A 23,102-nucleotide genomic window follows, 5' to 3' on the forward strand; every position below is an offset into this window, starting at 1 on the left:
CTACCGGACGAACTGGATCTCGGGGTACCGCGGGTGTGGCGCACGGAGCAGCCGGCCGCTCCCGTGCCGCAGGTGCTCGTCGAAGAACGCCCGCAGGTACGTGCGCTGGATCGTGAGCGAGCGGTCGGGGTCGAGGGTGCCGACGAGCCCGGCCAGCACGTCGGCGGGGAGCCCGATGGTCGAGGCCGCCTGCGGGTAGAGCACCAGACCGTCGTTGAACGAGCCGTGCGTCGAGCCGCTCAGGCTCAGCTCCCGCCCGTACCCCGTCTGGTTCGCCCAGAACGTGTCCCAGCTCGGATCCCGTGGCTCGGCGCCGTGGTCGCTGCTCAGCAGCAGGAACGGCCTGTCCGAGCCGGAGGTCGCGCTGGTGCCGACGAGGGTCCCGTCCAGGTCGACGCCGGCCGTGATGCGCGGGTCGTCGTGCATCGTCGCCGCGGCGGTGCTGCCACCGAGGGAGTGGCCGAACATGCCGATGTGGTCCAGGTCGAGGGCACCGCGCAGGCCCGTCGGCAGCCGGCGTCCCTCCGCATCGGGGTTGCGCCCGGCGTTCAGCACGGCGAGCTGGTCCAGGACGAACAGCGTGTCGGCCTCGCGCACGGCCGCGACCTGGGCGATGACCGCGTCGTCGATCTCGGGGATGGCGCCGACCTCGACGCGCCCGTCGGGGAGCTCGACCTCGCTGGCGTCGTGGGTGTGGTCGATCGTGACCACGACGTAGCCGTGGCTGACCAGCTCCTCGACGAGCGCGGTGCTGGTGCCGCGGTCCCCGCCGAGGCCCGGTGAGTAGAGCACCACCGGTCGGCCGCCCGGCGCCCGGTGCACCGGTGCACCGTCGTAGGCGTGCGTGACGGTGGACCGCACCGTGTCCGCGGGGAGGCCGAACGCCTCGGCGAAGTGCGGGACCGCGCCGGGCGACAACCACGGCGACACCGGGTACCCGTGGGTCCGCTGGGCCGGGTACCAGAGCTGCACCATGATCTCGCGCACGGGGTGGGACGGGACCCACGGGTCGGTGCGCGCGGAGTCGACGAGGTGCAGCGAGACGGTGCCGAGGCGCTCAGGACCGCTCGGTGCCGGGAGGCGGTAGCCGGCGGTGACGGGCGGGTGGCCGGGCTGGGCGGCGACCGGCGCGGCGCCGGCGACCAGTCCGAGCCCCGCGGTGAGGAGTGCGGCGGTCAGCAGCCAGGGTCGGTGCCGTGGGGAGCTCGTGCGCATGGTGGGGGTTCCTCCTGTGTCATGGCGGGCCCGTTCGGCGGCCGCGTTGTCAGGCTGCCGGGACCGCGGGGCCTTGTCGGTGGGGCTGACGGTCGCGGCGGGGTGGGGATGTCCGCACCCCGGCGGCGGGGTGGCCTCATGGCTGCACGGCCGGCCTCGCCTCTACGGTGACCCCGTGACCTCGACTGGAGCGGCCGTGGCCCGGCGACGCGGATCGGCCCTCACCGCGGTGCTGGGCGCCTGGTGGTCGGCGCGCGGCCGAGGGGGCACCGCGCACGCGCTCGTGGGGCTGCCCCTCGGTGTGGTCTCGTTCGCGCTCGCCTGGGTGCTGCCGGTCGCCGCCGTGTACTGCGCGGTGTGGAGCCTGATCTACGCCGCCCCCGAGGACCGGGTGCGGACCGTCGCCCTGGTGGCCGTGGCCGTCGTCGTCCCGCTCCCAGTGCTGGCCGCGGTCCGGGCCCTCACCGCACTGCAGCGCCGGCGCTTCCGGGTTCTCCTCGGGGTCGACCTGCCGCCGCCGAGCCCCGACGGCCGGTGGTCGCGGTCGCTGCTGCGCGAACGGGTCGCGCCGGGCACCTGGCGGCAGATCGCGTACCACGGGCTGGCACTGCCCCTCGGCGCGCTCGGCGCCGGCGCGGTGGCGGTGTCCTGGCTGGCCTGGGTCGGGGTGGCCACGGCACTGGCGTCCGGCGGCGCCCAGCCACCGGCACGCACCGCCGCGCTGACGGCGCTGGCGGTGGCGGCACTGCTCGCGGCCCCGTGGGTCGCCAGGGGAGTGGCCAGGGTGGACACCGCCGCGGCCGGGGCCCTGCTCGGCCCGAGCCGCAGGGAGACGCTGTCCGGGCGTGTGGAGGCGTTGTCGCGGAGCCGGGCCGACATCGTCGCCGCCACGGACGCCGAGCGACGGCGGATCGAACGGGACCTCCACGACGGCGCGCAGCAGCGGCTGGTCTCCTTGGCGATGAACCTGGGGATGGCCCGCGCCGGGCTCACGGACGAGTCCGGACCCGCCGGGCGGGCGATCGAGGCGGCTCACGACGAGGCCGTCCAGGCCGTCGCGGAGCTCCGCGAGCTGGTCCGCGGCCTCCACCCGGCGGTCCTCGACGACCGGGGGCTTGACGCCGCCCTGTCGGGGATCGCCGCGCGGGCGCCGCTACCGGTGCGGCTGACCGTCGCGGTGACCCCACGCTGCTCCCCGGTGATCGAGGCGATCGCGTACTTCACCGTCTCCGAGGCGCTCACCAACATCGCCAAGCACGCCCGGGCCGACCGCGCCGAGGTCGTCGTCGAGCGCGTCGGCGACCGGCTCCGGGTCGTCGTGTCCGACGACGGCCAGGGTGGCGCCGACCCTGACGCCGCCCCCGACCGGACCGGGCTGCGCGGCCTGGCTCAGCGCGCCGCGTCCGTCGACGGCACGTTCCGCCTCCACAGCCCGCCCGGGGGGCCGACGACGATCACCGTGGAGCTGCCGTGCGAGTCGTGATCGCCGAGGACTCCGTCCTGCTCCGTGCCGGCCTGACCACGCTGCTCACGGGCGGTGACATCGAGGTGGTGGAGGCTGTGCCCGACGCCGAGGAGCTGCTGCGTGCGGTCGAGGAGCACTGCCCCGACCTGGCGCTGATCGACGTCCGGATGCCGCCCACCCACACGGACGAGGGCATCCGCGCCGCCCTCCTGATCCGCCACCAGCACCCCGAGGTCGCCATCCTCGTGCTGTCCCAGTACGTCGAGGAGCGCTACGCCACCGATCTGCTGTCCGTGCAGACCAGCGGTGTCGGCTACCTGCTCAAGGACCGCGTCGCGCACGTGCCGGACTTCCTCGCCGCGCTGCGCCGGGTCGCCGCCGGGGGGACGGTGCTCGACCCCGAGGTCGTCGCCCAGCTGCTCGTGCGCCGCGGCCACGACCCGATCGACCGCCTCACGCCACGCGAGCTGGTGGTGCTGCGGCTCATGGCCGACGGCCGCTCCAACGCCGGGATCGTCGAGGCCCTGTCGGTCAGTCACAGCGCGGTCGAGAAGTACGTCGGCAACATCCTCGCCAAGCTGGACCTGCCCCCCACCGACACCGACAACCGCCGCGTCCTCGCCGTGCTGAAGTTCCTGGCCACGCGCACGGCGTGAGCCGTCGCGGCCGGCTCTCAGCTCCGACCGCTCTGGGTACGATCGGCGCGTGCAGGCATCCGCGACAGTCGGCCATGCCGACAAGGCCCATGGAGAAGTCCGGATGCACGTCGCGCTGCCGGCGCCCGTCCAGGATGTGTGGAAAGCGCTGACGGACGGTGAGCACACCGCCACGTGGCTCGGACGCATCGACGTCGACGCCGTGACCAGCGGCGCGCATTTCGATCTCTGGCACGACGACGACGTCCGGTCACGGCACGCCGTGCTGCAGTGGCGCCCTGCACGCCTGCTGACGTTGACGTGGGACTTTCCCGAGGAGCGGCAGAGTCAGGTTGCTTTCGCACTGGACGAGGCAGGCTCGTCCGCGGCGACGCTGTCCGTGCATCATCAGGGCCTGGACGATGCGGTCTCCTACGCTGCCGGCTGGCACCGTCATCTCCACTACCTGGAGGCGCACCTCCGGGGTGCCGACCTTCCGATCGGCGACTTCTGGACCGACTACGACGACCTCGTCCAGCTCTACGACGCGCAGCAGCTCGGGTCCCTTCGCTGAGGGGGCGCCAGCGTCGCTGCTCGGCCACCACATCGGCGACATCCCGATGGCCTGCCGGCGAAGACCCGCTCGCCAGACCCGCTCACCCCGATCGACCGCGTCGTTGATGCGTGGGGCCCAGCGCGACGGGGGTGTGGATCACCTACAGCTCCTACATCGCCGGCACGGGTGCATGGACGGCTTACACTCCCTCCTGGCCTATGGGGCACAAGTGACGGGGGCTCGACGCGTGAAGCGAGGACTCGCCGCTGCTGCGGTCTCGGTCGGAGCTGCTCTGCTTGTGGCAGGTATCGGCACGCCTGCCATGGCGGACGCATCGCAGGACTGGTCGGAGAACCCACCGATCCCGCAGGCTGTCCTGGAGAGCGTGCACGGTGGCGAGGGCGCCAAGAAGGTGGCCGAGCTCGACCAGACCAACCCTGACGGCACGGCGAACACTTCCGCAGCCGCAAGGAAGAAGGTCGCAGGAACGACGTTCGGCGACCCGGTCAGGTATGTGTTCATGAACCTTGTCGCGGGCTCGACCGCCGAGGCCCTGTCGCCGGAAGACTTGTACCCGACCGTGATGTACGCGGCCGTGCAGTACGTGGACGGTGTTGCCAGCAGCGTCGTCGTCATGCACGAGAACGGGGACTTCATGCAGCTGGGTTGGATGTTCGAGGACATCGAGGACGTGGAACACGTCAGGCCCACCGAGATGCTCGCGTCGGGCGGACCTGAGGGTGACCTCTACGAGGTGTCCAAGAACCTCAAGCAGGTTCGACCGCTCAACGCGGTGGCCCGAGACATCATCGGCAACGGCGCGATGCCGGTCGAGAAGTTCCGGGACGTCAAGGCCACGCAGGAAGCGGCGCGAGTGGCCGCGTACGACAAGGACTACCACGAGGCTCTCGATGCGGGCCAGATCAAGCCGGGCGAAACCCTCCTGGGCAGCCCGCGCTCGCTCGTCCCGGGCACGTCACCTCTCGGGACGAACCACGTTCGCCCGACTGTGCACACCCCGATGGCTGCGATCGGCGCCGTGCTGACACTGGTCGCCGGGTGTCTCCTCCTGCTCCAGGTCCGGCGGAGGCGCACGGCGGGTGCAGCTGCGCTCTGACCTGCACGAACGACACCATCAGAGCCGGCGGCCAGCAGACGCTGGCTGCCGGCTCTGACGGGGCCCCCAGGATCGGTAGCGACCGAGCCATCCGTCCCGACGGCGAACCCGACTGTCGATGCGGGCCGGGCGCGCTGGTGCGCCCGTGCCGGTGCGACGTTCGACGTTCCCCAGATGCACGGGCTCGAGCTCACCGGCCGCTTCGGGGTCGGGGATCTGGCGATCGGCGAGGCCGCAGGTTGATCCACTCGAGGTGGAGATCACAGCGAGGACGTTCCGCCACCACGAGGACTGCTGAGCGCGTCGAAGGGCGCGAGCGCCACCGTGCCCGCGACCGCTGCCGCCAGCTCGTCGTCGGCCGTGACGAAGAAGTCCGCCTGCAGCGCCGCGACGGCGACGTACTCAGCGCGGGTGGTGTCCTCCCAGCCCAGCTGCTCGGCTATCCGCCACGCGGTCGCGCGCGACACGCGGTCGCCGAGCAGGCGCATGCGGGTCGTCGTCACCCGGTCCAGGAGAGCTCTTCCCTCCCGGGGGTCGAGCTCGCCCCGACGGACCTCGCGGTAGAGCATCGAGAGCACGTCGGAGCGCAGCAGGGTGGGTGCGACGAGCTGGTGCTCGACGGGGACCGTGACGTTCTCCCGCGCGAGCATCACGGCTGTGGCTGCGTCGATGGCGAATCGGGTCATGCGGCCAGTGTGGGGTGCTGGATCGCCGCGCGCCGCGGGCGCGGACGATCTCAGGCCGCCGCGGACCGGGCCGGACAAACCACCCACTGACGGCCCACCTCGCCGGTCGGGCAGTCCCGCCGCCCAGATGAGATCGCCGCGCAGTGGAGGGCCCTCCGGCACGCCAGCTGCCGTATCCCCCACGGGACCTGAGCGTCTTGCCGGCGCGAGGGCTGTGACCGGCACGGGACGCCGCGACGGTACCCTGGCCCGCGGCACGCTCCCGGCACGCGGCGGGCGGCCACCGGCGAGAGTGATTCGACGACGATGCACCCCCTGTCCGCGGCCGCGCAAGCAGACACCGGCGACACCGCGTGGATCATCGTCTGCACCGCGCTGGTCCTCCTGATGACACCCGGGCTGGCGTTCTTCTACGCCGGGATGGTCCGCTCCAAGCACGTGCTGAGCATGATCATGCAGAGCTTCGTCTGCATCGCGGTCGTGTCGGTGACGTGGGTGGTCGTCGGGTACTCCTTGGCGTTCGACAGCGACGCGGGCGGTGGGCTGGTCGGCGGCCTGCACCTGGCTGGGCTCGCGCACGCCGAGGTGGCCGTCCCGGGGATCGACCTCACGTTCCCGCCGTACGCGTTCGTGCTGTTCCAGATGATGTTCGCGATCCTCACCGCCGCCCTGATCACCGGCGCGACCGCCGACCGCATGCGATTCGGCGCCTTCGTGACCTTCATCGCGATCTGGTCCGTCGTGGTCTACGCACCCCTCGCGCACTGGGCCTGGTCGCCGTATGGATGGCTGGCGAAGCTCGGCGTCCTCGACTTCGCGGGCGGCACCGTCGTGGAGATCTGCTCGGGCGCCTCGGCGCTGGCGATCGTGCTGGTGGTGGGTCCACGTCGGGGCTGGCCGCGCGAGATGATGGCGCCGCACAACCTGCCCCTGACCCTGCTCGGGGCGGGACTGCTGTGGGTCGGCTGGATCGGCTTCAACGCCGGGTCCGCGCTCAGCGCCGGGCAGCTCGCGGCGAGTGCGGCCCTCGCGACCCACCTGTCGGGCGTCGGCGGCATGATCGGCTGGCTGGCGCTCGAGAAGCGCCTGACCGGCAAGGCCACGACGCTCGGCGGCGCGTCGGGCGCTGTCGCCGGGCTCGTGGCGATCACCCCCGCGTCCGGCTACCTCCAGCCGCTGCCGGCCCTGCTGCTGGGCGTCGTCGCCGGCGCGGTGTGCCTGCTGGCGATCCGCCTGAAGTTCCGGTTCCGGTACGACGACTCCCTCGACGTCGTCGCAGTCCACTACGTCGGCGGGGTGATCGGGACGCTGTTCATCGGGCTGTTCGCCGCGGCCGTCGTCAATCCGGCAGTCCACCACGAGGGACTGCTGCTCGGCGGCGGACTGCTCCAGCTCGGGCGGCAGCTGCTCGCCGTCGTCGCCGCGTCGACGTTCGCGTTCGTCGTGACCTACGTCATCTCCCGGGTCCTGCACACCGCGATGGGGCTACGGGTGCTGCCCGACGAGGAGTCCGAAGGCCTCGACGCCACGCAGCACGCCGAGACGGCCTACGAGCTCTCGTCCACGTCCAGCACGGGAAGGCTCCACTGATGAAGCTCATCACCGCCATCGTCAAGCCGTTCAAGGTCGGTGACGTCCGCGACGCGCTCGACGCCCTCGGGGTGCGCGGCCTCACGATCTCCGACGTGCAGGGCTACGGCCGCCAAGGCGGGCACACCGAGGTGTACCGCGGCGCGGAGTACCAGGTCGAGTTCGTGCCGAAGGTCCGCCTCGAGGTCGTCGTGCACGACGCGGACGCCGCCGCGGTCAGCGACGCGATCGTCGCCTCGGCGCGGACCGGCAAGATCGGCGACGGCAAGGTGTGGGTGCAGTCCGTCGAGGACATCGTCCGCGTGCGGACCGGCGAGCACGGGCCCGACGCGATCTGACGGCGGAGCGTCCGGTCCAGGCACGGCGGGCCGCGAGGTCAGCTGACGGAGGACCCCACGCGCTCGCGCCCAGACGAGTTCCCGCGACACCGCAGTCCGCTGTTCGTATCCTCCGAGGCATGGCACTGCGCGCACTCTTCATCGGCGGGACCGGCATCATCAGCTCGGAGGCGGCCCGGCGGGCGATCGCGGAAGGCGTCGACCTCACCCTGCTCAACCGCGGGCGGTCGTCGACGCAGGCGGTGCCCGACGACGCCCGCGTCCTTCACGCCGACGTCCGCGACCCCAGGTCCGTCCGCTCCGCGCTGGGTGACCTCGAGTTCGACGCCGTCGTGGAGTTCATGGCGTTCACCCCCGAGCACGTCCAGGCCGACCTGGACCTGTTCACCGGCCGCACCGATCAGTACGTGTTCATCAGCTCCGCCTCGGCCTACCAGACGCCGCCGACCCACCTGCCCGTCGTCGAGTCGACGCCGCTGCGCAACCCGTTCTGGGAGTACTCCCGGAACAAGATCGCGTGCGAGGACCTCCTCGTCCGCACGTACCGCGCCACCGGCCTGCCGATGACGATCGTGCGCCCTTCACACACCTACGACGCCACACTCGTCCCGATGGACGGCGGCTGGACGGTGATCGACCGGATGCGTCGAGGCCTGGAGGTCGTGGTCCCCGGGGACGGGACGTCTCGGTGGACCATCACGCACAGCGCCGACGTCGCGGTCGGGCTGGTCGGCCTGCTGGGGCGCGAGGAGGCGATCGGCGAGGCGTTCCACATCACCGGCGACGAGGCGCCGTCGTGGGACCAGATCTACCTCGCGATGGCCAGGGCGGCCGGCGTCCACGAGCCGCGCCTCGTTCATGTCGCATCCGACGCGATCGCCGCCGCCGACCCCGAGGTCGGCGCAGGGATCCTCGGCGACAAGGCGCACACGATGATCTTCGACAACACGAAGATCCGACGACTGGTCCCACAGTTCTCGCCCCGCATCCCCTTCGCGCAGGGCGCCCGCGAGATCGTCGCCTGGCACGATGCCGACCCCACGCGCCGGGCGATCGATCCGCAGTACGAGGCGCTCACGGAGCGCCTTCTCGACGCCTACCGACCGCGCCCCCTCTGACGGCTCGGCCGCTAGCGGGCGTCGTCGGGACGCGACGGTCGCGCGGTCACCTGCCGCACTGCACCGTCCAGCCTCCGGATGTACGAGGTCCGGTCGTCGACCCAGAAGGTCTCTCCGGGGCGCAGGAAGACCTGCCCGCTCAGGACACGCCGTCGGCCGACGGCTCGACGCTCTCCTGGAACTCGACGAGCGCTTCACCGTGCTCCTGCGCCCACCTCGTCAGGGCTGCGATGGGCTCCTGCAGCGACATCCCGAGCCCGGTCAGGCTGTACTCGACGCGTGGTGGCGCCTCCGCGAACGCAGTTCTGAGCACGAGCCCGTTCCCCTGCAACCGGCGCAGTGTCTGCGTCAGGACCTTCCGCGAGATCCCGCCGGACATCTCCACGAGGTCCCCGTACCGCTTCGGCCCGTCGTGGAGCGCATACAGCGTCACGACCGCCCACTTGTTCGCGATGACCTCCATCGCGGTCCGAGCCGGGCAGTCGGCCAAGAAGATCGTTCCCGGCGTCGCACTCATGTCCTGAAAGGTACCAAACGGTTCCTATCGGATCCGTAGCGTGAAAGCTCCTTCGTCGGAAAGAGGACCATGAACACGCCCCACCGGACCGCGATCGTCACCGGAGCATCGAAAGGCATCGGAGCGGGCATCGCACGCTCGCTCGCCGAGGCCGGCGCCGCCGTCGCCGTGAACTACCGCTCTGACGCAGCAGGCGCCGAGCGCGTGGTCGAGCACATCCGCGCTGCCGGCGGCCGAGCGATCGCCGTGGCCGGCGACGTCTCGGTAGCCGCAGACGTCGACTCGCTGTTCCGCGCGGCACGCGCCGAGTTCGGGCCGGTCGACATCCTGGTCAACAACGCCGGCGTCGTCACCTTCGCTCCCCTGACGGCGATCACGGCGCAGGACTACCGCCGCCAGATGGACACCAACTTCTGGAGCGTGGTCCAGACCACCCAGGCGCTCGCCGCCCAGGAAGACATCGACGGCGCATCCATCATCAACGTCTCGACGGGCGGCACCTTGCAGCACCCCGCCTGCGGCGGCATGTACGTCGCCACCAAGAGTGCCGTCGAAGCGTTCACGATCATCGCCGCCAAGGAGCTCGGCCCGCGCGGCATCCGCGTCAACGGCATCGCCCCCGGCCCTTCCGACACCGAAGGGACCAGGGCCAGCGGCTTCGTCGGCTCGGACATGGAGTCCGCCTCGGTCCTCGCGACCCCGCTCGGCCGCTCCGGCCGCCCTGACGACTACGGTCCCGTCGCGGCCTTCCTCGCCTCGGACGCAGCCCGCTGGATCACAGGCGACGTCATCCTCGTCTCGGGGGGACAGCGCTGAGCTCGTCGCGCCTGGGGTACGACCGCCCCTGTCCGAATCCTCGGGTCATGCGGTCCCTCAGGGCGGGCGGTGCACCCGAGAGACCAATGCCACTCAGGCCTCGAGAGCGGCCAGTGCGTCGCTCGGCGACACCTGGGTCCGGTCGGGCCGGAAGTCGCTCGACGGCCACGAGCGACCGTGGCTGATCCAGATCGTTCGCAGGCCCGCGCCGGTCGCGCCTGCCATGTCGGCGGCCGGATCGTCGCCGACCATCCAGCATTCGTCGTCGTCGCGTGCACCAAGTCGTGTCATGGCCATGGCGAAGATCGCCGCGTCGGGCTTGCGGACCCCGGCCTCCTCGGAGACGCACCAGCCGTGGACGAGGTCGGCGATGCCGGTTCGCCGCAGCTTGCCGACCTGGTTGTCCACACGCCCGTTCGTGACCACCATGAGGCGCCAGCCAGCGGACCGCAGTGACTGCAGCCGTTCGAGGACGCCGGGAAAGGCCGGCGTGAGCAGCGGCATCTGGGTGCGGTAGTCCTGCCAGACCTGGTCAGGTGGTCCCGCCTGCGGGAAGCGCTCACAGAGGATGCTGAAGAACTGGTCACGCTGCTTGACGGTGCTGTCCGACTGCTCGATCCAGGCCAGCTCATCGTCGTTCAGCGACCACCGGTCGACAAAGGACCGAGCCCACGCGGAAAACCCCGCGGCGCGGTTGACCAGCGTCTCGTCGAGGTCGAGCAACGCGATCACGGTCTCGATCCTTGCAGGGGATGTCGCCGTATGGCTCCTGAGCACCCCGGCCCGCTCTCGGCCGACGACGACCACACCGGCGTCGAACGTGAGGGACGTCGCTTGCCGGACAGCACGTGAGCCCACTCGACCCCAGGAACGACGAAGCCCTTGCCCATGCGTCGACGGCGGCGATGAGGTCGAGCGACCACGAGCCGGCGTCCTCCCGGGAGCACCTGCCGCCATAGGAGCTGATCGTCACTGTCCGACGTGCACGCTCCTGACCTGCGATGGGACAAGCAGGCGACAGTGCGTGTCCTCCTACGCGTCCACGTCCTCAAGCGTGCGGACCGGAGGGCGCCGACGTTGCGCGATGTCGTGGCCGAGGTGGTCAGAGTTGTCCGGTGCTCAGCGCTCGGACCTGCGGCGGGACGCGCTCATCTTGCTCCAAGCCTCGAAGATCAGGAGAGGCGAGTCGGCTGTCGTGGGTGTGCGGGTCGCCCCACCCCAGACGCGGGTGACGGGAAACCCAGCCTCGCTGAGCCCGGCACTCAGGCGTCGCGACTGAACAGCCAGGACATCACGCCGGCGAGCACGATCGCCGGCGCGAGCGCGGTCCCGGCGAGCCCGGCGAGCACCGCGTTCCCGATCACCAGGACGGTGACGACCGACCAGCGTCCCCACCGGCCGAGCCGCCGGCTGCTGCGGGGCGCCACCCACACGGCCCACGCGGTGACGAGGACCGCGACCAGACCGCCGGCGAGGAGGGCGGACGCGAGCCCGCCACCGCCGAGGCGCCAGCCCGAGACGGCGACGAGCGCGACCAGCACGAGCTCCCCGGCGAAGGCCACGACGTCGAGGGCGCCGGGCGCGCCGGGGCCTGGGGGCGTTCCGGGGGCCGCGGGTGACTGAGGTGCGGGTGGCGGGGGTGCGGGTGACTGCGGGGCGGACGCCATGGGTCGGGCTCCTCGGCTCGTGGCTCGCGGGCTGCTGTTCGGGCTCGTGCGGAGGACCGCGCCGGCCTCGGTGACGCGCCGGGGCTACCGCCCCCAGGCGGAGCGAGCCGCTCCTGTGCCCGCGCCCCGAGCATGCCGGGCGGACAGACAGATGGGATTCGGACACGCCGCGGACAGGTAGGTGGATTCGGACAACCAGAACGGGATCCCACACGTGATGTAGGAGCTCATCGAAGTTGTCCGGGGCCCGGCGTCGCGACCTGCGACTGGACACGTAGTCGTACCGGCGCAGGTCTCACGAAGTCGTCCGAATCCTCGGAGAGCGCGGCGCCGGTGTCCTGCTCACTATCGTGGCGGTGTGGGCCCGATCCCGATCATCGCTGGCGTTGCGGGTGCCGTGGCGATCCTCGTCTGGGGTGAAGCCACGCACTGGAGAGCGAGCTGGCGCCGCCTCGGCGACGGCCGCAGCTCGGGCGGCAGGGAAGCGGTTGTGGTGCTCGGCTACCGGAACCGGGGGGCGCGCGCCAACTACGTGAACCGGTACCGGGTGCGCGCTGGTCTCCGGTCGCTGGATCCGGCGGCGAGCGAGAGCGTCCTCGTGCTGTGCGGCGGGGCCGTCGGGGGTGACGTCCCCGAGGCCGAGCTCCTGGAGCGCTACGCCCGCGATCTCGGGTACGCGGGTCCGGTCCTCCTCGACCGCGGGAGTCGGTCCACGTGGGAGAACATCCAGAACGCGATCCCCCTCATCGAGGACGCCGACACGATCAAGGTCGTCTCGAGCTCCGTGCACGCGGAGAAGGGGCGCGCCTACCTCTGGCGGCTCCGTCCAGACCTGGCGAGCCGTCTGCGACGGGGTGAGGACCATCGCGTCGGCGAGATCACCCTCATCAAGCCCGCGGCGGCCGTCGTCGGCCTGAAGAACCTGCACCGCCGGTAGGGTGCCGACGGGTGTCGACGCGAACAGGGCCGGCCCTCGGGTCCTGCTGGACCGACGCCCGATTTCAGCGCGGACTGCGGACATCGTACGCGACCGCCAGTCTCAGTCGTTGCCCTCCAGGCGCAGGAGACCCGCCTCGCTGTGCCGCATGCCGCACGCGCCCTCGTAGAAGTCGACCAGGTGCGGCTCGTAGTCCGCGTGCAGCCACTGGCAGCCTGAACGTCTCGCTTCGTGCCCCGCGGCCGCGACCAGAGCTGTTCCGATACCGTGCCCCCGGAGATCGGGTGCGACGCAGGTGTCCAGGAGGACCGCATGACGGCCTCCGTCCCAGATCACGTTGACGAAGCCCACCAGCTGACCCTCCAGGCGGGCGGTGATCCACGTGAGGCTGTGGTGCGCCAGGCGCTGTCCCCAGGGCTCCTCCGTGAGCGGATGGCCGAACGCCTCGGCGTGCAACCCATTGAGCTCGGGATCGGTGAACTCGCCGGCAGCACGCAGTTCGATGTCGAGATCCACGTTCCCATCGTGTCGGCAAACCGGGTGCCGCCGTCGACCTGCACCGGGAAGCTTGCCGGGACGCCCGTCGTCTCACCCCGTTGTCCGAATCCTCGCCGGCGCGCTGCGAGGCGCGCCCCACCGGCGTCACCGAGCCCATGTCTCGGGCGGCCTCGTCGCGGCCGCATCGGCTCGCTCGTGAGCCACCGGGGGATACGGTCCCCGGTCCAGCACCGAGCTTCGTCCGGCGGCCGCAGACCTGCGGTCGTCAAGCAGGTGTCCACGAGAAGAGAGGAGGAGCCAGATTCTGGGTCCGGGCCGATCTCTCGCGGAGGCGATCGTCGCTGAGGGCCTCTCCATCGTCGACGACGGACGCGCGGGCTGATCCGGCGGTCCGCCGCTTCGCCTGGGGGTGGTCCGGGCGCGGGCGGCGAAGCCGCCCTACGATCCCAGCCATGCCGTCCGCAGACGCCTCGTCGACCATGAGTACGCAGGCCTTTCCGCCTCCGGCCGCGGGCGGGCTCCGCAAGCCGGTGGCGGCGTCCGTCGCGGTCATCGCGATGTGGCTCCTGCTCATCGCGGGTGTCGTGGTCAAGGTTGCGTTCCCGGGTTGGATGCTCGCGATGGCCCTGCTCGGCTCCCCGGTGCTGCTGGGCGTACCCCTCGCCGGAGCGTGCTTCCTCACATCGGCACTCGTCGGAGCCCGCCGCGCGGCTCGGACACGCCCGTGGGCGCTCGCGGCGGCGTGGGTGCTCGGGATTGCGATCTTCGCGACGGGCGCGGTGGTGCCCGACGTCGACGACGCCGGGCCCGAGCGCAGCCTGGTCATCACCGCCGTCGGGGGGCAGGTACAGGACTGGATGTTGCTCGGAGCGGTTCTGGCGTGGCTGGTCGCCGCGTTGGCGTCGATCGTGGGCCTCGTAGTGTGGAGCTCGGCCGAGCACGTGGGAAAGAAGCGAGCGGTCAGCCCATTTCGTCGCCGAGGTCGCGCCACGGTAGTGAAGCGCTGAAGGTGCTGTCGCCTCAGGCTCCCGTGCTGATGACCAGGCCCTCGACAGTCACCTCGACGACGCAGGCCGCCAGGTCGGGCACGACCACGTGCGCTGTGCTCAGGTCGTGGGCCGGGTGGGAGGTAGCCACCCCGAGCACGTGCGCTCCCGCTGCACGTCCCGCCTCCAGGCCGGCTGGTGCGTCTTCCACGACGAGGCACCGGCGAGGGCTGAAGCCGAGCTGGCGGGCCGCGTCCAGATATCCCTGCGGGTCAGGCTTGCCCAGCCGGACATCCTCTGCCGCTACCAGCACGCCGGGCACCGGCAGCCCCGCGGCGGCCAGCCGCGCACGCATCAGCTGTTGCGACCCCGACGTCACTGCGGCCCATCGATCGGATGGGACGCGCGACAAGACGTCTCGCGTGGCGGGGAGCGCGATCACGTCATCGAGGTCTGCCATCTCCAGCCGCTCGAGCTCAGCGACCGCCGCGGCGCGCTGGTCGCCCGGCAGAAACTCGGCCACGGTGTCCTCCGAGCGGCGCCCGTGACAGACCCGGAGGACCTCCGAGGCGTCGATCCCGCGGACAGCGGACCATGCCCGCCACGAGCGCCCGACCGCAGCGGTCGAGTCCACCAACGTCCCGTCGATGTCGAACAGGATCGCGTCCACCTCAAAGCGCATACGTCGCAACCTACGGTCCTCGCCTGAGAACATCGGGCGAACCCACTCCGCCCGCGGTCATGTGCGACCTAGCAGACCATCGGTTCGTGGGTGATTGCGAGCCTCCTCGACACGTCACCGCGACGGGAGACGGTCGCCGGTGAGTGCTCGGGTAGAACCCTGTCCCGGAAGGTCCGCCTGCAACAAGCGGGCCTCCGAGCGGCGCCAGGCTCGTTCTCGTGCCCGAGCAGCCGGACTCTGCGATCGGCCTTCCGCAGCTCGGCCGACTCCGATGCAGTCACCGCGCGTCGCTGCCCATCCTCGACATCACGGGCATGCACCTGACCATCGCGTCGATCAGTCGGGCCTCGCCAATTGTCCGCGGCAACCCGTCCACATCAGCCAGCGACATTCCGAATCTGGGCCTACTGCTTGGCCACGAGGCCTTCCGCGGTCAGGTCGTGTGTGCCTTCGTCGATGTGGCGCTGCACCCAGGCAGGTCGCTTGTCGGCCGGCAGCTCATTGATGCGAGCCCACCCTGTCGCGATCCGCTCCTGCAGCCATGCTGGCGGATGCTGGATATCTCGGGGATGGGAGTGCTGGTCGACCACGTAGGCGATGGGGTCGACCGGGACGTCCCACTCCGGTTCGTCGTCGTAGTTGAACCGCGAAGTTACCGACGAGGGCGCCTCGATGCGCAGGTCGAACGTGAACCACGTCCCCGGTCCCTCGACATACATCACGTCGCGCAGCTGCTCTGCCATCTTGTAGACGTCGCGTGGCGAGCGCGGCCCTTTCACCCCGTCCGGGTAGGTGACGCGGAGAGCGCCGTAGCTCACGGGCGAGAGTACGAGCCGCCGGTACTCGATCGAGGTCCACCCCGGCTCCACCGAGAACACGAGCGATCGGGCAATGGCTTCAATCAGGTGTGCCTGCGCGATCATCGGTGGCAGTCCGTCGACATCAACCGGCGACATTCTTGAACACCTCTTCCTTCCAGGTTCCGTTCTCGGACCATTCGACGAGGAAGCTGTCGGGTACCCGGCTGGTGCCCACGTACTCCGGCTCGATCCTCACGCTGACGTCGATCGGCGGGGTCTGCCCGATCAGTGATCGCCACTGGGGACGGTGTTGAGGTACTCGCCCCCGCCGCCGAACATGTTGGCGAGCAGGTGTCCGCCGTCGTAGCCGGGTCCCCCTTCGCTTCCGACGCAGGTCTGCACCTTCGGGGAGCGGTCGGCGTCGCCCGTGGGGCATGCACCTGGCGATCGCCTCGATCAGTCGGGCCTCGCCTCTTGTCCGCGGCAACCCGTCCACATCAGCCACCGACATTCTGAATCTGGGCCTACTGCTTGGCCACGAGGCCTTCCGCGGTCAGGTGGTGTGTGCCCTCGTCGATGCGGCGCCGCACCCACTCCGGTCGCTCGCCGGGCGCCAGGTCGTTGATCCGAGCCCACCCGGCGGCGATCTTGTCCCGCAGCCAAGCTGGCTGGTGCTCGACGTCACGAGGGTAGGAGTGCTGGTCCGTCACGTACGCGCCAGCGGGGACGGGCGCGTCCCATGCCGGTTCGTCGTCATAGTTGAACTTTGACCTCACCGAGCCCGGCGCCTCGATCCACAGCTCGAACGTGAACCACGTCCCCGACCGCTCCACGTACATCACGTCGCGAAGCTGTTTCACCAACTTGGCGACCTCGCGCGGCGCGGGCGGGTAGGCCTCTCGCTCCGGATACACGACGTGCAGATGCCCCTCGCTCACCGGCGAGAGGACGGCGCGGCGGTAGTCGATCCCGGTCCATCCCGGTTCGACGACCAGCGCGAGCGAACGAGCAATCGCCTCGATGATTCGCGACTGCGCGATCATCGGCGGCATGCCATCGACATCAACTAGCGACATTGTCGAACTCCCTGTCCTTCCAAACCCCATTCTCTGACCAGAGCACGACGAAATGGTCCGGAACCCGACTGGCTCCGACATACTCCGGCTCGATCCGGACGCTGACGTCGACCGGTGGCATTTGCCCGATCAGCGACCTCCACTGCTGTTCGAGCTCGTAGAAGCTACCGGTCCCGGCTCGGTTCACCTCGTCGAGCATGGGGACGATGTTGATGTCTTCTCCGCCGCCGCCGAACATCTTGGCGAACAGGTGCCCGCCGTCATAGCCGACCCCGCCCTCGCCTCCGATACGGGTCTGCACCTTTGGGGGCTCTTCCCAGTTGAGGGTGTAGCTGGAGGCGCGGTGGGCGCGGGAAGGGTTGGCGCGTCGATGCCTGGGTAGAGGTCGAGGCCTCCCGAGGATGGAAGTTCTCACACTGCCCATCCAGGAAGACCTCGACGTGCCCGACGCTACCTTCGCGACCCCTGACCTGACGACGTTCTGCCGCCTCGACGAGCTCGGTCTGGTCGTGGTCGGCCAGCACCTGCAACCGGACAAGGCGGTGCTCGCCTGTCGGGTCGACGCCGACGCGGACGACCACTGGTGCCGCCGCTGCGGCTGCGAAGGCAGCCCGCGGGACACCGTCACCAGGCGCCTGGCGCACGAGCCGCTGGGTTGGCGCCCCACGACGCTGCTGGTCACCATCCGCCGCTACAAGTGCATGGGCTGCGGGCACGTGTGGCCCCAGGACACCAGCCGCGCAGCCGAGCCCCGCGCGAAGCTGTCCCGGACCGCGCTGCGCTGGGCCCTGGTCGCCCTGGTCTGCCAACACCTCACCATCGCCCGCCTCGCCGCAGCACTCGCAGTGTCCTGGGACACCGCCAACAGCGCCGTACTGGCCGAAGGGCAGCGGGTCCTGATCGACGACCCGGCGCGCTTCGAGGGTGTGCGGGTCATCGGTGTCGACGAGCATGTCTGGCGCCACACCCGCCGCGGCGACAAGTTCGTCACCGTGGTCATCGACCTCACCCCGGTCCGCGACAAGACGGGCCCGTCGCGGCTGCTGGCCATGGTCGAGGGCCGCTCCAAGCAAGCGTTCAAGACCTGGCTCGCCGAGCGACCCACGCCCTGGCGTGAGGGCCTGGAGGTCGTCGCGATGGACGGCTTCACCGGCTTCAAGACCGCCACCACCGAAGAGCTGCCCGAAGCGACCGCGGTCATGGACCCCTTCCACGTCGTCCGCCTGGCCGGCGACGCCCTGGACCGTTGCCGGCGCCGGGTCCAGCAGGACCTGCACGGGCACCGCGGCCGCGCCGGCGACCCGCTCTACCGGGCCCGCCGGACCCTGCACACCGGCCACGACCTACTCACCGACCGCCAACGCCAACGGCTCACCGCCCTGTTCAGCCTCGAGGACCACGTCCAGGTCGAGGCCACCTGGGGCATCTACCAGCGCATGATCGACGCCTACCGCGAACCCGACCGCAGCCGCGGCAAGCAGCTCATGACGAAGCTGATCGAGTCCGTCAGCCACGGCGTCCCGGCCGCGCTCACCGAGATCCGCACCCTCGGGCGGACCCTCAACAAGCGGGCCGAGGACGTCCTGGCCTACTTCGACCGCCCCGGCACCAGCAACGGACCCACCGAGGCCATGAACGGCCGCCTCGAACACCTCCGCGGCTCCGCCCTCGGCTTCCGCAACCTCACCAACTACATCGCCAGGTCCCTGCTCGAGACCGGCGGCTTCCGACCCCGACTACACCCTCATTCGTGATGAGCCGTCAAAGGTGTCACCTATCTGTGCAGTAGCCCATGCATCTGGACACGGTCCGCGCAGCTGGCGGCTGCCACAGCCCGTGCGCGTGCTTGGGTCACCGACTGTGCGGAGGTAGGCCCAGCAGCGTCCTCTCGTACGCGCTCGTCACTATTGAATCGACGAACTTCCAGGTCGTCACGTCTTCGACGACTTGCCGTACCGTCGCAAGCATCTGGCGAGCCGTTGCCAGGTCGACCTCTGAGGAGGTCACCTCTACGCTCCAGAACACCTGCGGGTTCCAAAAGGCGAGTTGGCAAGACCCGCGGGGCCCCACGGCTACGTCGACAGTGGGAAAGCGGGCGTCGCTCTCGTCGTCCGTGTCCTCATCAACGTGCGCGGCGATGCCGGCCTCGACGAGTTTCGCGGCGACTTCGTGAGCCCAGCGGGTCGCGGCGGGCGGCGGAGTGAAGTCCAGATCGGTCGGGAGCCCACCGTCCGCGGTGAACGACTCCTGGAACCGCACCCCTACCCATGCATCCGCACCGAGTTCGCCCGCGAGCGAAGCCCCGACCGCGCTCAAGCTTCTGGCGCAGCCAGTCGGGCTGGTGCTCAGCGTCGCGCGGAAACAGCTCCAGGTCCTCGACGTAGGTCGCATCATCGGGGACGAGAGCCCACGACGGCTCAGTGTCGTAGTTGAAGCGGGTCGCTGTCCGTCCGTCCGGCCGAACTTCGAGCTCCATGCTGAACCAGGTACCCGACCCCGGCACGTACATCACACGCCGCAGGTCGAGCAGGAGGTCGACAGTGTCGTCTGGTGGGAAGTCTTTGCGTGGCTGCCCCGCATGGATGATCGTCAGGCCGTCCTCAGCGGACGTCGTCAGCACCCGGAACTCCAGGACGGCGAGCTCCCACGGCTGTGCGACCTCGTCCAGGACAAGCCGGGCGACCTCGTTGACGATCCGCGCCTGCTCCATCAGAGGGCTCGGATGGCCGAGCTCAGCTGGGGACATTTCCGAACACCCTTCGGTACGGGACGCCATCGATCGTCCATCTGACAGTCACGCGAGTCGGCACCGTGCCAGGGTCGCCGTAGCGGGCAATGACGTCGACCTCGACTTTCTTCCCCTGCGCGATGCTCTCGTCCCACAGCCGTTCCAGGCTGCTGAAGCTTGGTGCCTTCCCTCGGTTAACCGACTCCATCATCGCGACGAGATTCGCCGACTCCGGCCCGCCTCCGAACATGTTCGCGAGCAGATGCCCGCCCTCGTAGGGGATGCCGTACTGCGCAGTCCCTACGCTGCCGACGCGCTGCTGGATGCTTGGTGAGCGGTCTGCAAGGCCACGCTGGAGGTCGTCGGTCGATGCGGCGACGGTACGTCCGGCCTCGTCCATTCGGAAGACGTGGGTGTAGGTGCCGGAGCCGCCTTCCGTATGCGGGTGCACGACGTAGGTCACTTCGGGCTGGGGCTTCACCAGGTCCCAGTTGAGCGCCCCGCTCTTGCCGTACGTGGTCTCGACGTAGACGACCTTTCCGGAGGCATCGGTGTAGAAGTCGCTCTCGATGCCGGACCGGGTCGTGACCTGGTAGAGGGTGTCAGGTAGCAGGTCGGACCTTCGTGCGAACGGTGTCTGAGGCCCGGGCAATTCCCCAGCAGTATCGACGAGCGTGACCGTGCGCTCGACGAAAGGGCGAGGGTTCGTCGAGGGCGGCTCCCAGTTGTCGCGCGACGGAGGCGCCTCGGCGCGAGCGGCGGTCAGCGGTTCGGCGGTGCCGTTCTCGACAGCTCGACCGTCGGCGTTGGCCGGAGCGTCAGTCCCGGGCTGCCCGACGTCGGCGTCGGTCTGGAGTCGTCCAGTCTCGGACACGTCCCCAGCGGTGCCGGCCGGATCGCCCGAGTGGCCCGCGGGTGCCCCGTCGTCGGGTGTGGCGGCAGCAGGCGCGTCGCCTCGCGGAGCAGCGCCGGTCTCGGGTGTCGAGCCTGTGTGGGGCCCTGCACCGCTCTCGCCGCCCGAGGCGTGCACCCGCGGATCGGCCAGGGCGGTGGTCGCGTGTGTGTCGCGGCCGAACGCGGCGTCGCTGAGCGGTGTGGACGGGTCGAGGCGGGTGGCGGCGTGTGAGGCGTCGTCGATCGCGTTGACCAGGGCGGCCGGGTTGAGGCGCAGGCCGGCGGCGGCGTCCAGGACCACCCCGGGGCGGGCGGTGGCCAGGGCGCTGTCGAGGTCGAACAGCTTGACCGCGTCGCGCAGCCCGACGACGACCTTCGCCGCGCCGCGGACCACCCAGGACCCGCCGGCGATCGCGAACTCAGCGGCGGTGCCGCTGATGACCGCGGCCCGGGCACCGACCGATCCGACCTTCAGGGCGCCGCCGACGTCGGCGACGGGGACGAAGAACGTCGCGATGCCGAGCACGCTGCTCACGCCGGTGGAGATGCCGTCCTCGTGCCACTTGTGCCAGCCGTCCTTCGCGTTCGGGTCCCACCCGACCAACGCCCCTGCGGCGGCCTGCACGGTGTAGGCAGCATCCACGGTGATCGCGTCGGGGTTCTTGATCCCGCCGGGCCGCAGGGTCGCGGACCCGACGATCGCGATGGAGGTCACCAGGTTCGCGACGCCCATCCACGCCTGCCCGTAGGTGCCGCCGTCCAACCAGTCGTCGGTCTGCGGGTTGTACCCGAAGATCAGCGCGCCGACCCCCTGGCCCAGCTCCTTGCCGAACGTGTAGATGCCGTTGCCGACCGACTCGCGGCAGTTGCGGTCCTCGACGGCGGGGCTGCCGAACGGCAGGTCGGCTTCCGGGGACACGAACGCCTCGACCGGGATGGCACCGGTCAACGGCAGGCATACCCCGGCCAACGACTCCAGGCTGGACGCGCACGCGGCGGCGGCGGCGCTGAGGTCGGCCAGGATCTGGCCGTACTCGGTCACCAGCGCGGTGTTCTTCGCGTTCGTCGCGTCGTCCTGGTTCCACGGGACCTTGACCTGACGCCCCGTCCTGCCCCCGTGGGAGAACCAGTCGAGGTGGTCGAACCAGGAGGCGTCCGCCGCGTCGGCGGCGTCCACCCACACCCCGCCCACAACCGCGGCCCGGAACGTGCGCGCCCGGGCCTCCAGGCGCACCAGCCGTGGCCTGATCGCTTCCAGCTCGCCGGCGTAGGTGTCCAGGTGCTTGCCGGCCGCGGTGAACGCGGCCCGCACGTCGGCGGCCGCGGTCACCGCCGGTGCCATCAGGGACAGGACCTGGTCCTGCTCGGGGGCGTTGTAACAGTCCCCGAGCCGGTCCCAGGTCGCCTTGACTGTGACGGTCTTGTCCGACCGCCGCGCCCATCGTGCGCAGGTCGCGTGCGGAGTCCCGGACTCGGGACGGGTCCAGGTCGGCAGACGTCGCGGGGAACTGCGACGGGTCGATCAGCACACCCTTGGCGGCCATCAGCCGGGGTTCCCGAACTGCGCGAAGTACGCCAGGTCACCGCTGTCCGCCGCGGCGACCGTGGCCGCCTGGAACGTGGCGGCCATGTCGAGCTGGGACTGGTCGTAGGCGATCGTCGCGTTCGCGACCCCGACGATCCCGGCCCGGATCCGGTTGCCGATGTGCGTCAGGTTCGCCGCCTGCGCGCCGAGCACCGCGTCCAGCGCGGTCGCGACGTCACCGGTCAACGGCCCACCCGTGGCCACCCCGTCCATGACTGACGCGAACTTGACGTCGGACAGCTCGGCCTGCAGCTCCCCGGCGGTGCCCTGCACGTCGAGCAGCACCTGCTGGACGTCCGCGGACACGATCCGCCACCCCGTCATGCTCAGCCCGGGATGGCCGAGGCGGCGCGCTGCAGGGAGCGGCGGGCGATCTCGTCGTTGTCGGCCAGGGAGTTGCGGATGGCCTGGATGATGCCGCGGACCTCGGTGCCGGCGGCGTTCCACTGGTGCTCGACGCCGGCGTACTGGTCGGAGACACCGTCGGCCTGGTAGACGGCCAGGGCGGCCTTGACGTCCTGGTCACGGCGGGCCAGGGCGGCCTCCAGGGCGGCGGCGGCCCGCTCGAAGTTGGCCTGCGCCGACTGCGAGGAGGCGATGTCGAAGTCGTTGCGGTCGATCTGGTTGCTCGACATGGTCAGGTCCCCTCTCAGCGCGGTGCGAACTTGGTGGTGTCGGCGCCGGCGAAGTCCGCCGACCCCTCGGCCGAGGCGTGCGCGTCGGCGCCCTCGTCGGCCGCGGTCACGAACGCCAGGTTCTGCCCGGCGATCGACTCGGTGATCCCGACCAGCGCGTTGCTCAACGTCGCAGCGACCTCGTCGGTGCGGGACTTGAACGAGTTGAACGCCGCCTTCGCGGTCCCGTTGAACGTGCCCTCCAACGGCTCGGCGGCCTCGACGAGGTTGCGGACCAGCTGGGCCAGGTCGTCGGACTCGGTGGACGTCTTGCGGCCGAGCACCTGCAGCGCGTCAGCCTCCATCGCGAACTTCATGCCGCCCCCTTGCGTCGTTGATTCCCCAGGCAACGTACCGGCACCGACCCACACCGGCGTGGTCGTTCACGGGCGTGCGAACCCACACACATCACGGGCGACTCCCGTCACGAGCCACGGGAATGCCTCTTCCCCGCCAAGAGTTGAGCCAGTCAGACTCAAGTTCGCCCGCCTCGAACTTGCGCCCGCCCACCACGGCACGCAA

The 23,102-nt window shown here is 70.6% G+C and carries 26 protein-coding genes; 11 read left to right on the plus strand and 15 right to left on the minus strand.

The annotated features are described in order from the left end of the window. Complete coding sequence (locus tag ACVW07_RS14050) at positions 1–1,215, minus strand: alpha/beta hydrolase family protein (protein ID WP_456819855.1); 1,215 nt, start codon at positions 1,213–1,215, stop codon at positions 1–3. 175 nt (positions 1,216–1,390) lie between these two features. Between ACVW07_RS14050 and ACVW07_RS14055 the strand changes: the two genes are divergently transcribed. From ACVW07_RS14055 to ACVW07_RS14070, 4 genes are all read left to right on the plus strand, one after another. Then, positions 1,391–2,698 (plus strand): histidine kinase, encoded by a 1,308-nt coding sequence (locus ACVW07_RS14055; protein ID WP_456819856.1) that lies wholly within the window; start codon positions 1,391–1,393, stop codon positions 2,696–2,698. Next, on the plus strand, positions 2,686–3,336 hold the full coding sequence (locus ACVW07_RS14060) for a response regulator transcription factor (RefSeq protein ID WP_456819857.1): 651 nt from the start codon (positions 2,686–2,688) through the stop codon (positions 3,334–3,336). Before ACVW07_RS14055 ends, ACVW07_RS14060 begins: the two co-directional genes overlap by 13 nt. A gap of 49 nt (positions 3,337–3,385) precedes the next feature. Then, the gene (locus tag ACVW07_RS14065) at positions 3,386–3,889 is read left to right on the plus strand and encodes an SRPBCC domain-containing protein (RefSeq protein ID WP_456819858.1); all 504 of its coding nucleotides are present in this window, start codon (positions 3,386–3,388) and stop codon (positions 3,887–3,889) included. Positions 3,890–4,193: 304 nt separating this feature from the next. Beyond that, positions 4,194–4,988, plus strand: a complete 795-nt coding sequence (locus ACVW07_RS14070; protein WP_456819859.1) for a hypothetical protein — start codon at positions 4,194–4,196, stop codon at positions 4,986–4,988. A gap of 260 nt (positions 4,989–5,248) precedes the next feature. Here the strand turns inward: ACVW07_RS14070 and ACVW07_RS14075 are convergent, their stop codons facing one another. Next, entirely contained in the window at positions 5,249–5,674 is a 426-nt protein-coding gene (locus tag ACVW07_RS14075) for a type II toxin-antitoxin system VapC family toxin (RefSeq protein WP_456819860.1), read from the minus strand. 306 nt (positions 5,675–5,980) lie between these two features. On the opposite strand from ACVW07_RS14075, the gene ACVW07_RS14080 reads away from it, so the two are divergent. The 3 genes from ACVW07_RS14080 (at position 5,981) to ACVW07_RS14090 (ending at position 8,720) form a co-directional block, all read left to right on the plus strand. Further along, positions 5,981–7,264 carry an ammonium transporter gene (locus tag ACVW07_RS14080; protein WP_456819861.1) on the plus strand — a complete coding sequence of 428 codons (1,284 nt, stop codon included), beginning with the start codon at positions 5,981–5,983 and terminating at the stop codon, positions 7,262–7,264. Next, positions 7,264–7,602, plus strand: a complete 339-nt coding sequence (locus ACVW07_RS14085; RefSeq protein ID WP_456819862.1) for a P-II family nitrogen regulator — start codon at positions 7,264–7,266, stop codon at positions 7,600–7,602. Before ACVW07_RS14080 ends, ACVW07_RS14085 begins: the two co-directional genes overlap by 1 nt. Positions 7,603–7,721: 119 nt before the next feature. Beyond that, positions 7,722–8,720 (plus strand): NAD-dependent epimerase/dehydratase family protein, encoded by a 999-nt coding sequence (locus ACVW07_RS14090; RefSeq protein WP_456819863.1) that lies wholly within the window; start codon positions 7,722–7,724, stop codon positions 8,718–8,720. Between the two features lie 139 nt (positions 8,721–8,859). On the opposite strand, the gene ACVW07_RS14095 is transcribed toward ACVW07_RS14090, so the two are convergent. Then, complete coding sequence (locus ACVW07_RS14095) at positions 8,860–9,237, minus strand: winged helix-turn-helix transcriptional regulator (RefSeq protein WP_456819864.1); 378 nt, start codon at positions 9,235–9,237, stop codon at positions 8,860–8,862. A gap of 69 nt (positions 9,238–9,306) precedes the next feature. Between ACVW07_RS14095 and ACVW07_RS14100 the strand changes: the two genes are divergently transcribed. Beyond that, entirely contained in the window at positions 9,307–10,053 is a 747-nt protein-coding gene (locus ACVW07_RS14100) for an SDR family NAD(P)-dependent oxidoreductase (RefSeq protein ID WP_456819865.1), read from the plus strand. Positions 10,054–10,146: 93 nt separating this feature from the next. On the opposite strand, the gene ACVW07_RS14105 is transcribed toward ACVW07_RS14100, so the two are convergent. Both ACVW07_RS14105 and ACVW07_RS14110 read right to left on the minus strand, forming a co-directional pair. Beyond that, positions 10,147–10,785, minus strand: coding sequence for an HAD family hydrolase (locus ACVW07_RS14105; RefSeq protein WP_456819866.1), 639 nt, complete (start codon positions 10,783–10,785; stop codon positions 10,147–10,149). Positions 10,786–11,315: 530 nt separating this feature from the next. Then, positions 11,316–11,615, minus strand: a complete 300-nt coding sequence (locus ACVW07_RS14110; RefSeq protein WP_456819867.1) for a YrdB family protein — start codon at positions 11,613–11,615, stop codon at positions 11,316–11,318. A 463-nt stretch (positions 11,616–12,078) separates the two neighbouring features. On the opposite strand from ACVW07_RS14110, the gene ACVW07_RS14115 reads away from it, so the two are divergent. Then, on the plus strand, positions 12,079–12,657 hold the full coding sequence (locus tag ACVW07_RS14115) for a YdcF family protein (RefSeq protein ID WP_456819868.1): 579 nt from the start codon (positions 12,079–12,081) through the stop codon (positions 12,655–12,657). 102 nt (positions 12,658–12,759) lie between these two features. Here ACVW07_RS14115 and ACVW07_RS14120 read toward each other — a convergent pair whose 3' ends face one another. Next, positions 12,760–13,173 carry a GNAT family N-acetyltransferase gene (locus ACVW07_RS14120; protein ID WP_456819869.1) on the minus strand — a complete coding sequence of 138 codons (414 nt, stop codon included), beginning with the start codon at positions 13,171–13,173 and terminating at the stop codon, positions 12,760–12,762. Positions 13,174–13,607: 434 nt separating this feature from the next. Between ACVW07_RS14120 and ACVW07_RS14125 the strand changes: the two genes are divergently transcribed. Then, a complete protein-coding gene (locus ACVW07_RS14125) occupies positions 13,608–14,162 on the plus strand; it encodes a hypothetical protein (RefSeq protein WP_456819870.1) in 555 nt (184 codons plus the stop codon). A gap of 13 nt (positions 14,163–14,175) precedes the next feature. On the opposite strand, the gene ACVW07_RS14130 is transcribed toward ACVW07_RS14125, so the two are convergent. From ACVW07_RS14130 to ACVW07_RS14145, 4 genes are all read right to left on the minus strand, one after another. Further along, positions 14,176–14,823, minus strand: a complete 648-nt coding sequence (locus ACVW07_RS14130; RefSeq protein ID WP_456819871.1) for an HAD-IA family hydrolase — start codon at positions 14,821–14,823, stop codon at positions 14,176–14,178. A 404-nt stretch (positions 14,824–15,227) separates the two neighbouring features. Next, complete coding sequence (locus ACVW07_RS14135; protein WP_456819872.1) at positions 15,228–15,779, minus strand: hypothetical protein; 552 nt, start codon at positions 15,777–15,779, stop codon at positions 15,228–15,230. Positions 15,780–16,147: 368 nt separating this feature from the next. Beyond that, a complete protein-coding gene (locus ACVW07_RS14140; RefSeq protein WP_456819873.1) occupies positions 16,148–16,666 on the minus strand; it encodes a hypothetical protein in 519 nt (172 codons plus the stop codon). A gap of 19 nt (positions 16,667–16,685) precedes the next feature. Further along, the gene (locus tag ACVW07_RS14145; protein WP_456819874.1) at positions 16,686–17,000 is read right to left on the minus strand and encodes a DNA/RNA non-specific endonuclease; all 315 of its coding nucleotides are present in this window, start codon (positions 16,998–17,000) and stop codon (positions 16,686–16,688) included. Positions 17,001–17,100: 100 nt separating this feature from the next. Here ACVW07_RS14145 and ACVW07_RS14150 point away from each other — a divergent pair, with 100 nt between their 5' ends. After that, the gene (locus tag ACVW07_RS14150; protein ID WP_456819875.1) at positions 17,101–18,453 is read left to right on the plus strand and encodes an ISL3 family transposase; all 1,353 of its coding nucleotides are present in this window, start codon (positions 17,101–17,103) and stop codon (positions 18,451–18,453) included. A 97-nt stretch (positions 18,454–18,550) separates the two neighbouring features. Here ACVW07_RS14150 and ACVW07_RS14155 read toward each other — a convergent pair whose 3' ends face one another. The 5 genes from ACVW07_RS14155 to ACVW07_RS14175 form a co-directional block, all read right to left on the minus strand. Continuing rightward, positions 18,551–18,958 (minus strand): hypothetical protein, encoded by a 408-nt coding sequence (locus tag ACVW07_RS14155; RefSeq protein WP_456819876.1) that lies wholly within the window; start codon positions 18,956–18,958, stop codon positions 18,551–18,553. 473 nt (positions 18,959–19,431) lie between these two features. Further along, positions 19,432–21,663 (minus strand): DNA/RNA non-specific endonuclease, encoded by a 2,232-nt coding sequence (locus tag ACVW07_RS14160; RefSeq protein WP_456819877.1) that lies wholly within the window; start codon positions 21,661–21,663, stop codon positions 19,432–19,434. A gap of 201 nt (positions 21,664–21,864) precedes the next feature. Next, the gene (locus ACVW07_RS14165; protein ID WP_456819878.1) at positions 21,865–22,230 is read right to left on the minus strand and encodes a DUF6507 family protein; all 366 of its coding nucleotides are present in this window, start codon (positions 22,228–22,230) and stop codon (positions 21,865–21,867) included. 2 nt (positions 22,231–22,232) lie between these two features. Then, positions 22,233–22,541, minus strand: a complete 309-nt coding sequence (locus ACVW07_RS14170; protein WP_456819879.1) for a hypothetical protein — start codon at positions 22,539–22,541, stop codon at positions 22,233–22,235. A 14-nt stretch (positions 22,542–22,555) separates the two neighbouring features. Next, the gene (locus ACVW07_RS14175; RefSeq protein WP_456819880.1) at positions 22,556–22,897 is read right to left on the minus strand and encodes a hypothetical protein; all 342 of its coding nucleotides are present in this window, start codon (positions 22,895–22,897) and stop codon (positions 22,556–22,558) included. Between the last annotated feature and the right edge of the window lie 205 nt (positions 22,898–23,102).

The sequence above is a fragment of the Cellulomonas sp. URHB0016 genome (assembly GCF_054057935.1).

What these genes read in the sequence shown, in the direction of transcription:
- ACVW07_RS14050 (WP_456819855.1), bottom strand. Translation starts at nt 1,215, where the DNA reads ATGCGCACGAGCTCCCCACGGCACCGACCCTGGCTGCTGACCGCCGCA.
- ACVW07_RS14070 (WP_456819859.1), top strand. Translation starts at nt 4,194, where the DNA reads ATGGCGGACGCATCGCAGGACTGGTCGGAGAACCCACCGATCCCGCAG.
- ACVW07_RS14075 (WP_456819860.1), bottom strand. Translation starts at nt 5,674, where the DNA reads ATGACCCGATTCGCCATCGACGCAGCCACAGCCGTGATGCTCGCGCGG.
- ACVW07_RS14080 (WP_456819861.1), top strand. Translation starts at nt 5,981, where the DNA reads ATGCACCCCCTGTCCGCGGCCGCGCAAGCAGACACCGGCGACACCGCG.
- ACVW07_RS14085 (WP_456819862.1), top strand. Translation starts at nt 7,264, where the DNA reads ATGAAGCTCATCACCGCCATCGTCAAGCCGTTCAAGGTCGGTGACGTC.
- ACVW07_RS14090 (WP_456819863.1), top strand. Translation starts at nt 7,722, where the DNA reads ATGGCACTGCGCGCACTCTTCATCGGCGGGACCGGCATCATCAGCTCG.
- ACVW07_RS14095 (WP_456819864.1), bottom strand. Translation starts at nt 9,237, where the DNA reads ATGAGTGCGACGCCGGGAACGATCTTCTTGGCCGACTGCCCGGCTCGG.
- ACVW07_RS14100 (WP_456819865.1), top strand. Translation starts at nt 9,307, where the DNA reads ATGAACACGCCCCACCGGACCGCGATCGTCACCGGAGCATCGAAAGGC.
- ACVW07_RS14125 (WP_456819870.1), top strand. Translation starts at nt 13,608, where the DNA reads ATGCCGTCCGCAGACGCCTCGTCGACCATGAGTACGCAGGCCTTTCCG.
- ACVW07_RS14130 (WP_456819871.1), bottom strand. Translation starts at nt 14,823, where the DNA reads ATGCGCTTTGAGGTGGACGCGATCCTGTTCGACATCGACGGGACGTTG.
- ACVW07_RS14135 (WP_456819872.1), bottom strand. Translation starts at nt 15,779, where the DNA reads ATGTCGCCGGTTGATGTCGACGGACTGCCACCGATGATCGCGCAGGCA.
- ACVW07_RS14140 (WP_456819873.1), bottom strand. Translation starts at nt 16,666, where the DNA reads ATGATCGCGCAGTCGCGAATCATCGAGGCGATTGCTCGTTCGCTCGCG.
- ACVW07_RS14150 (WP_456819875.1), top strand. Translation starts at nt 17,101, where the DNA reads ATGGAAGTTCTCACACTGCCCATCCAGGAAGACCTCGACGTGCCCGAC.
- ACVW07_RS14160 (WP_456819877.1), bottom strand. Translation starts at nt 21,663, where the DNA reads ATGGCACCGGCGGTGACCGCGGCCGCCGACGTGCGGGCCGCGTTCACC.
- ACVW07_RS14165 (WP_456819878.1), bottom strand. Translation starts at nt 22,230, where the DNA reads ATGACGGGGTGGCGGATCGTGTCCGCGGACGTCCAGCAGGTGCTGCTC.
- ACVW07_RS14170 (WP_456819879.1), bottom strand. Translation starts at nt 22,541, where the DNA reads ATGTCGAGCAACCAGATCGACCGCAACGACTTCGACATCGCCTCCTCG.
- ACVW07_RS14175 (WP_456819880.1), bottom strand. Translation starts at nt 22,897, where the DNA reads ATGAAGTTCGCGATGGAGGCTGACGCGCTGCAGGTGCTCGGCCGCAAG.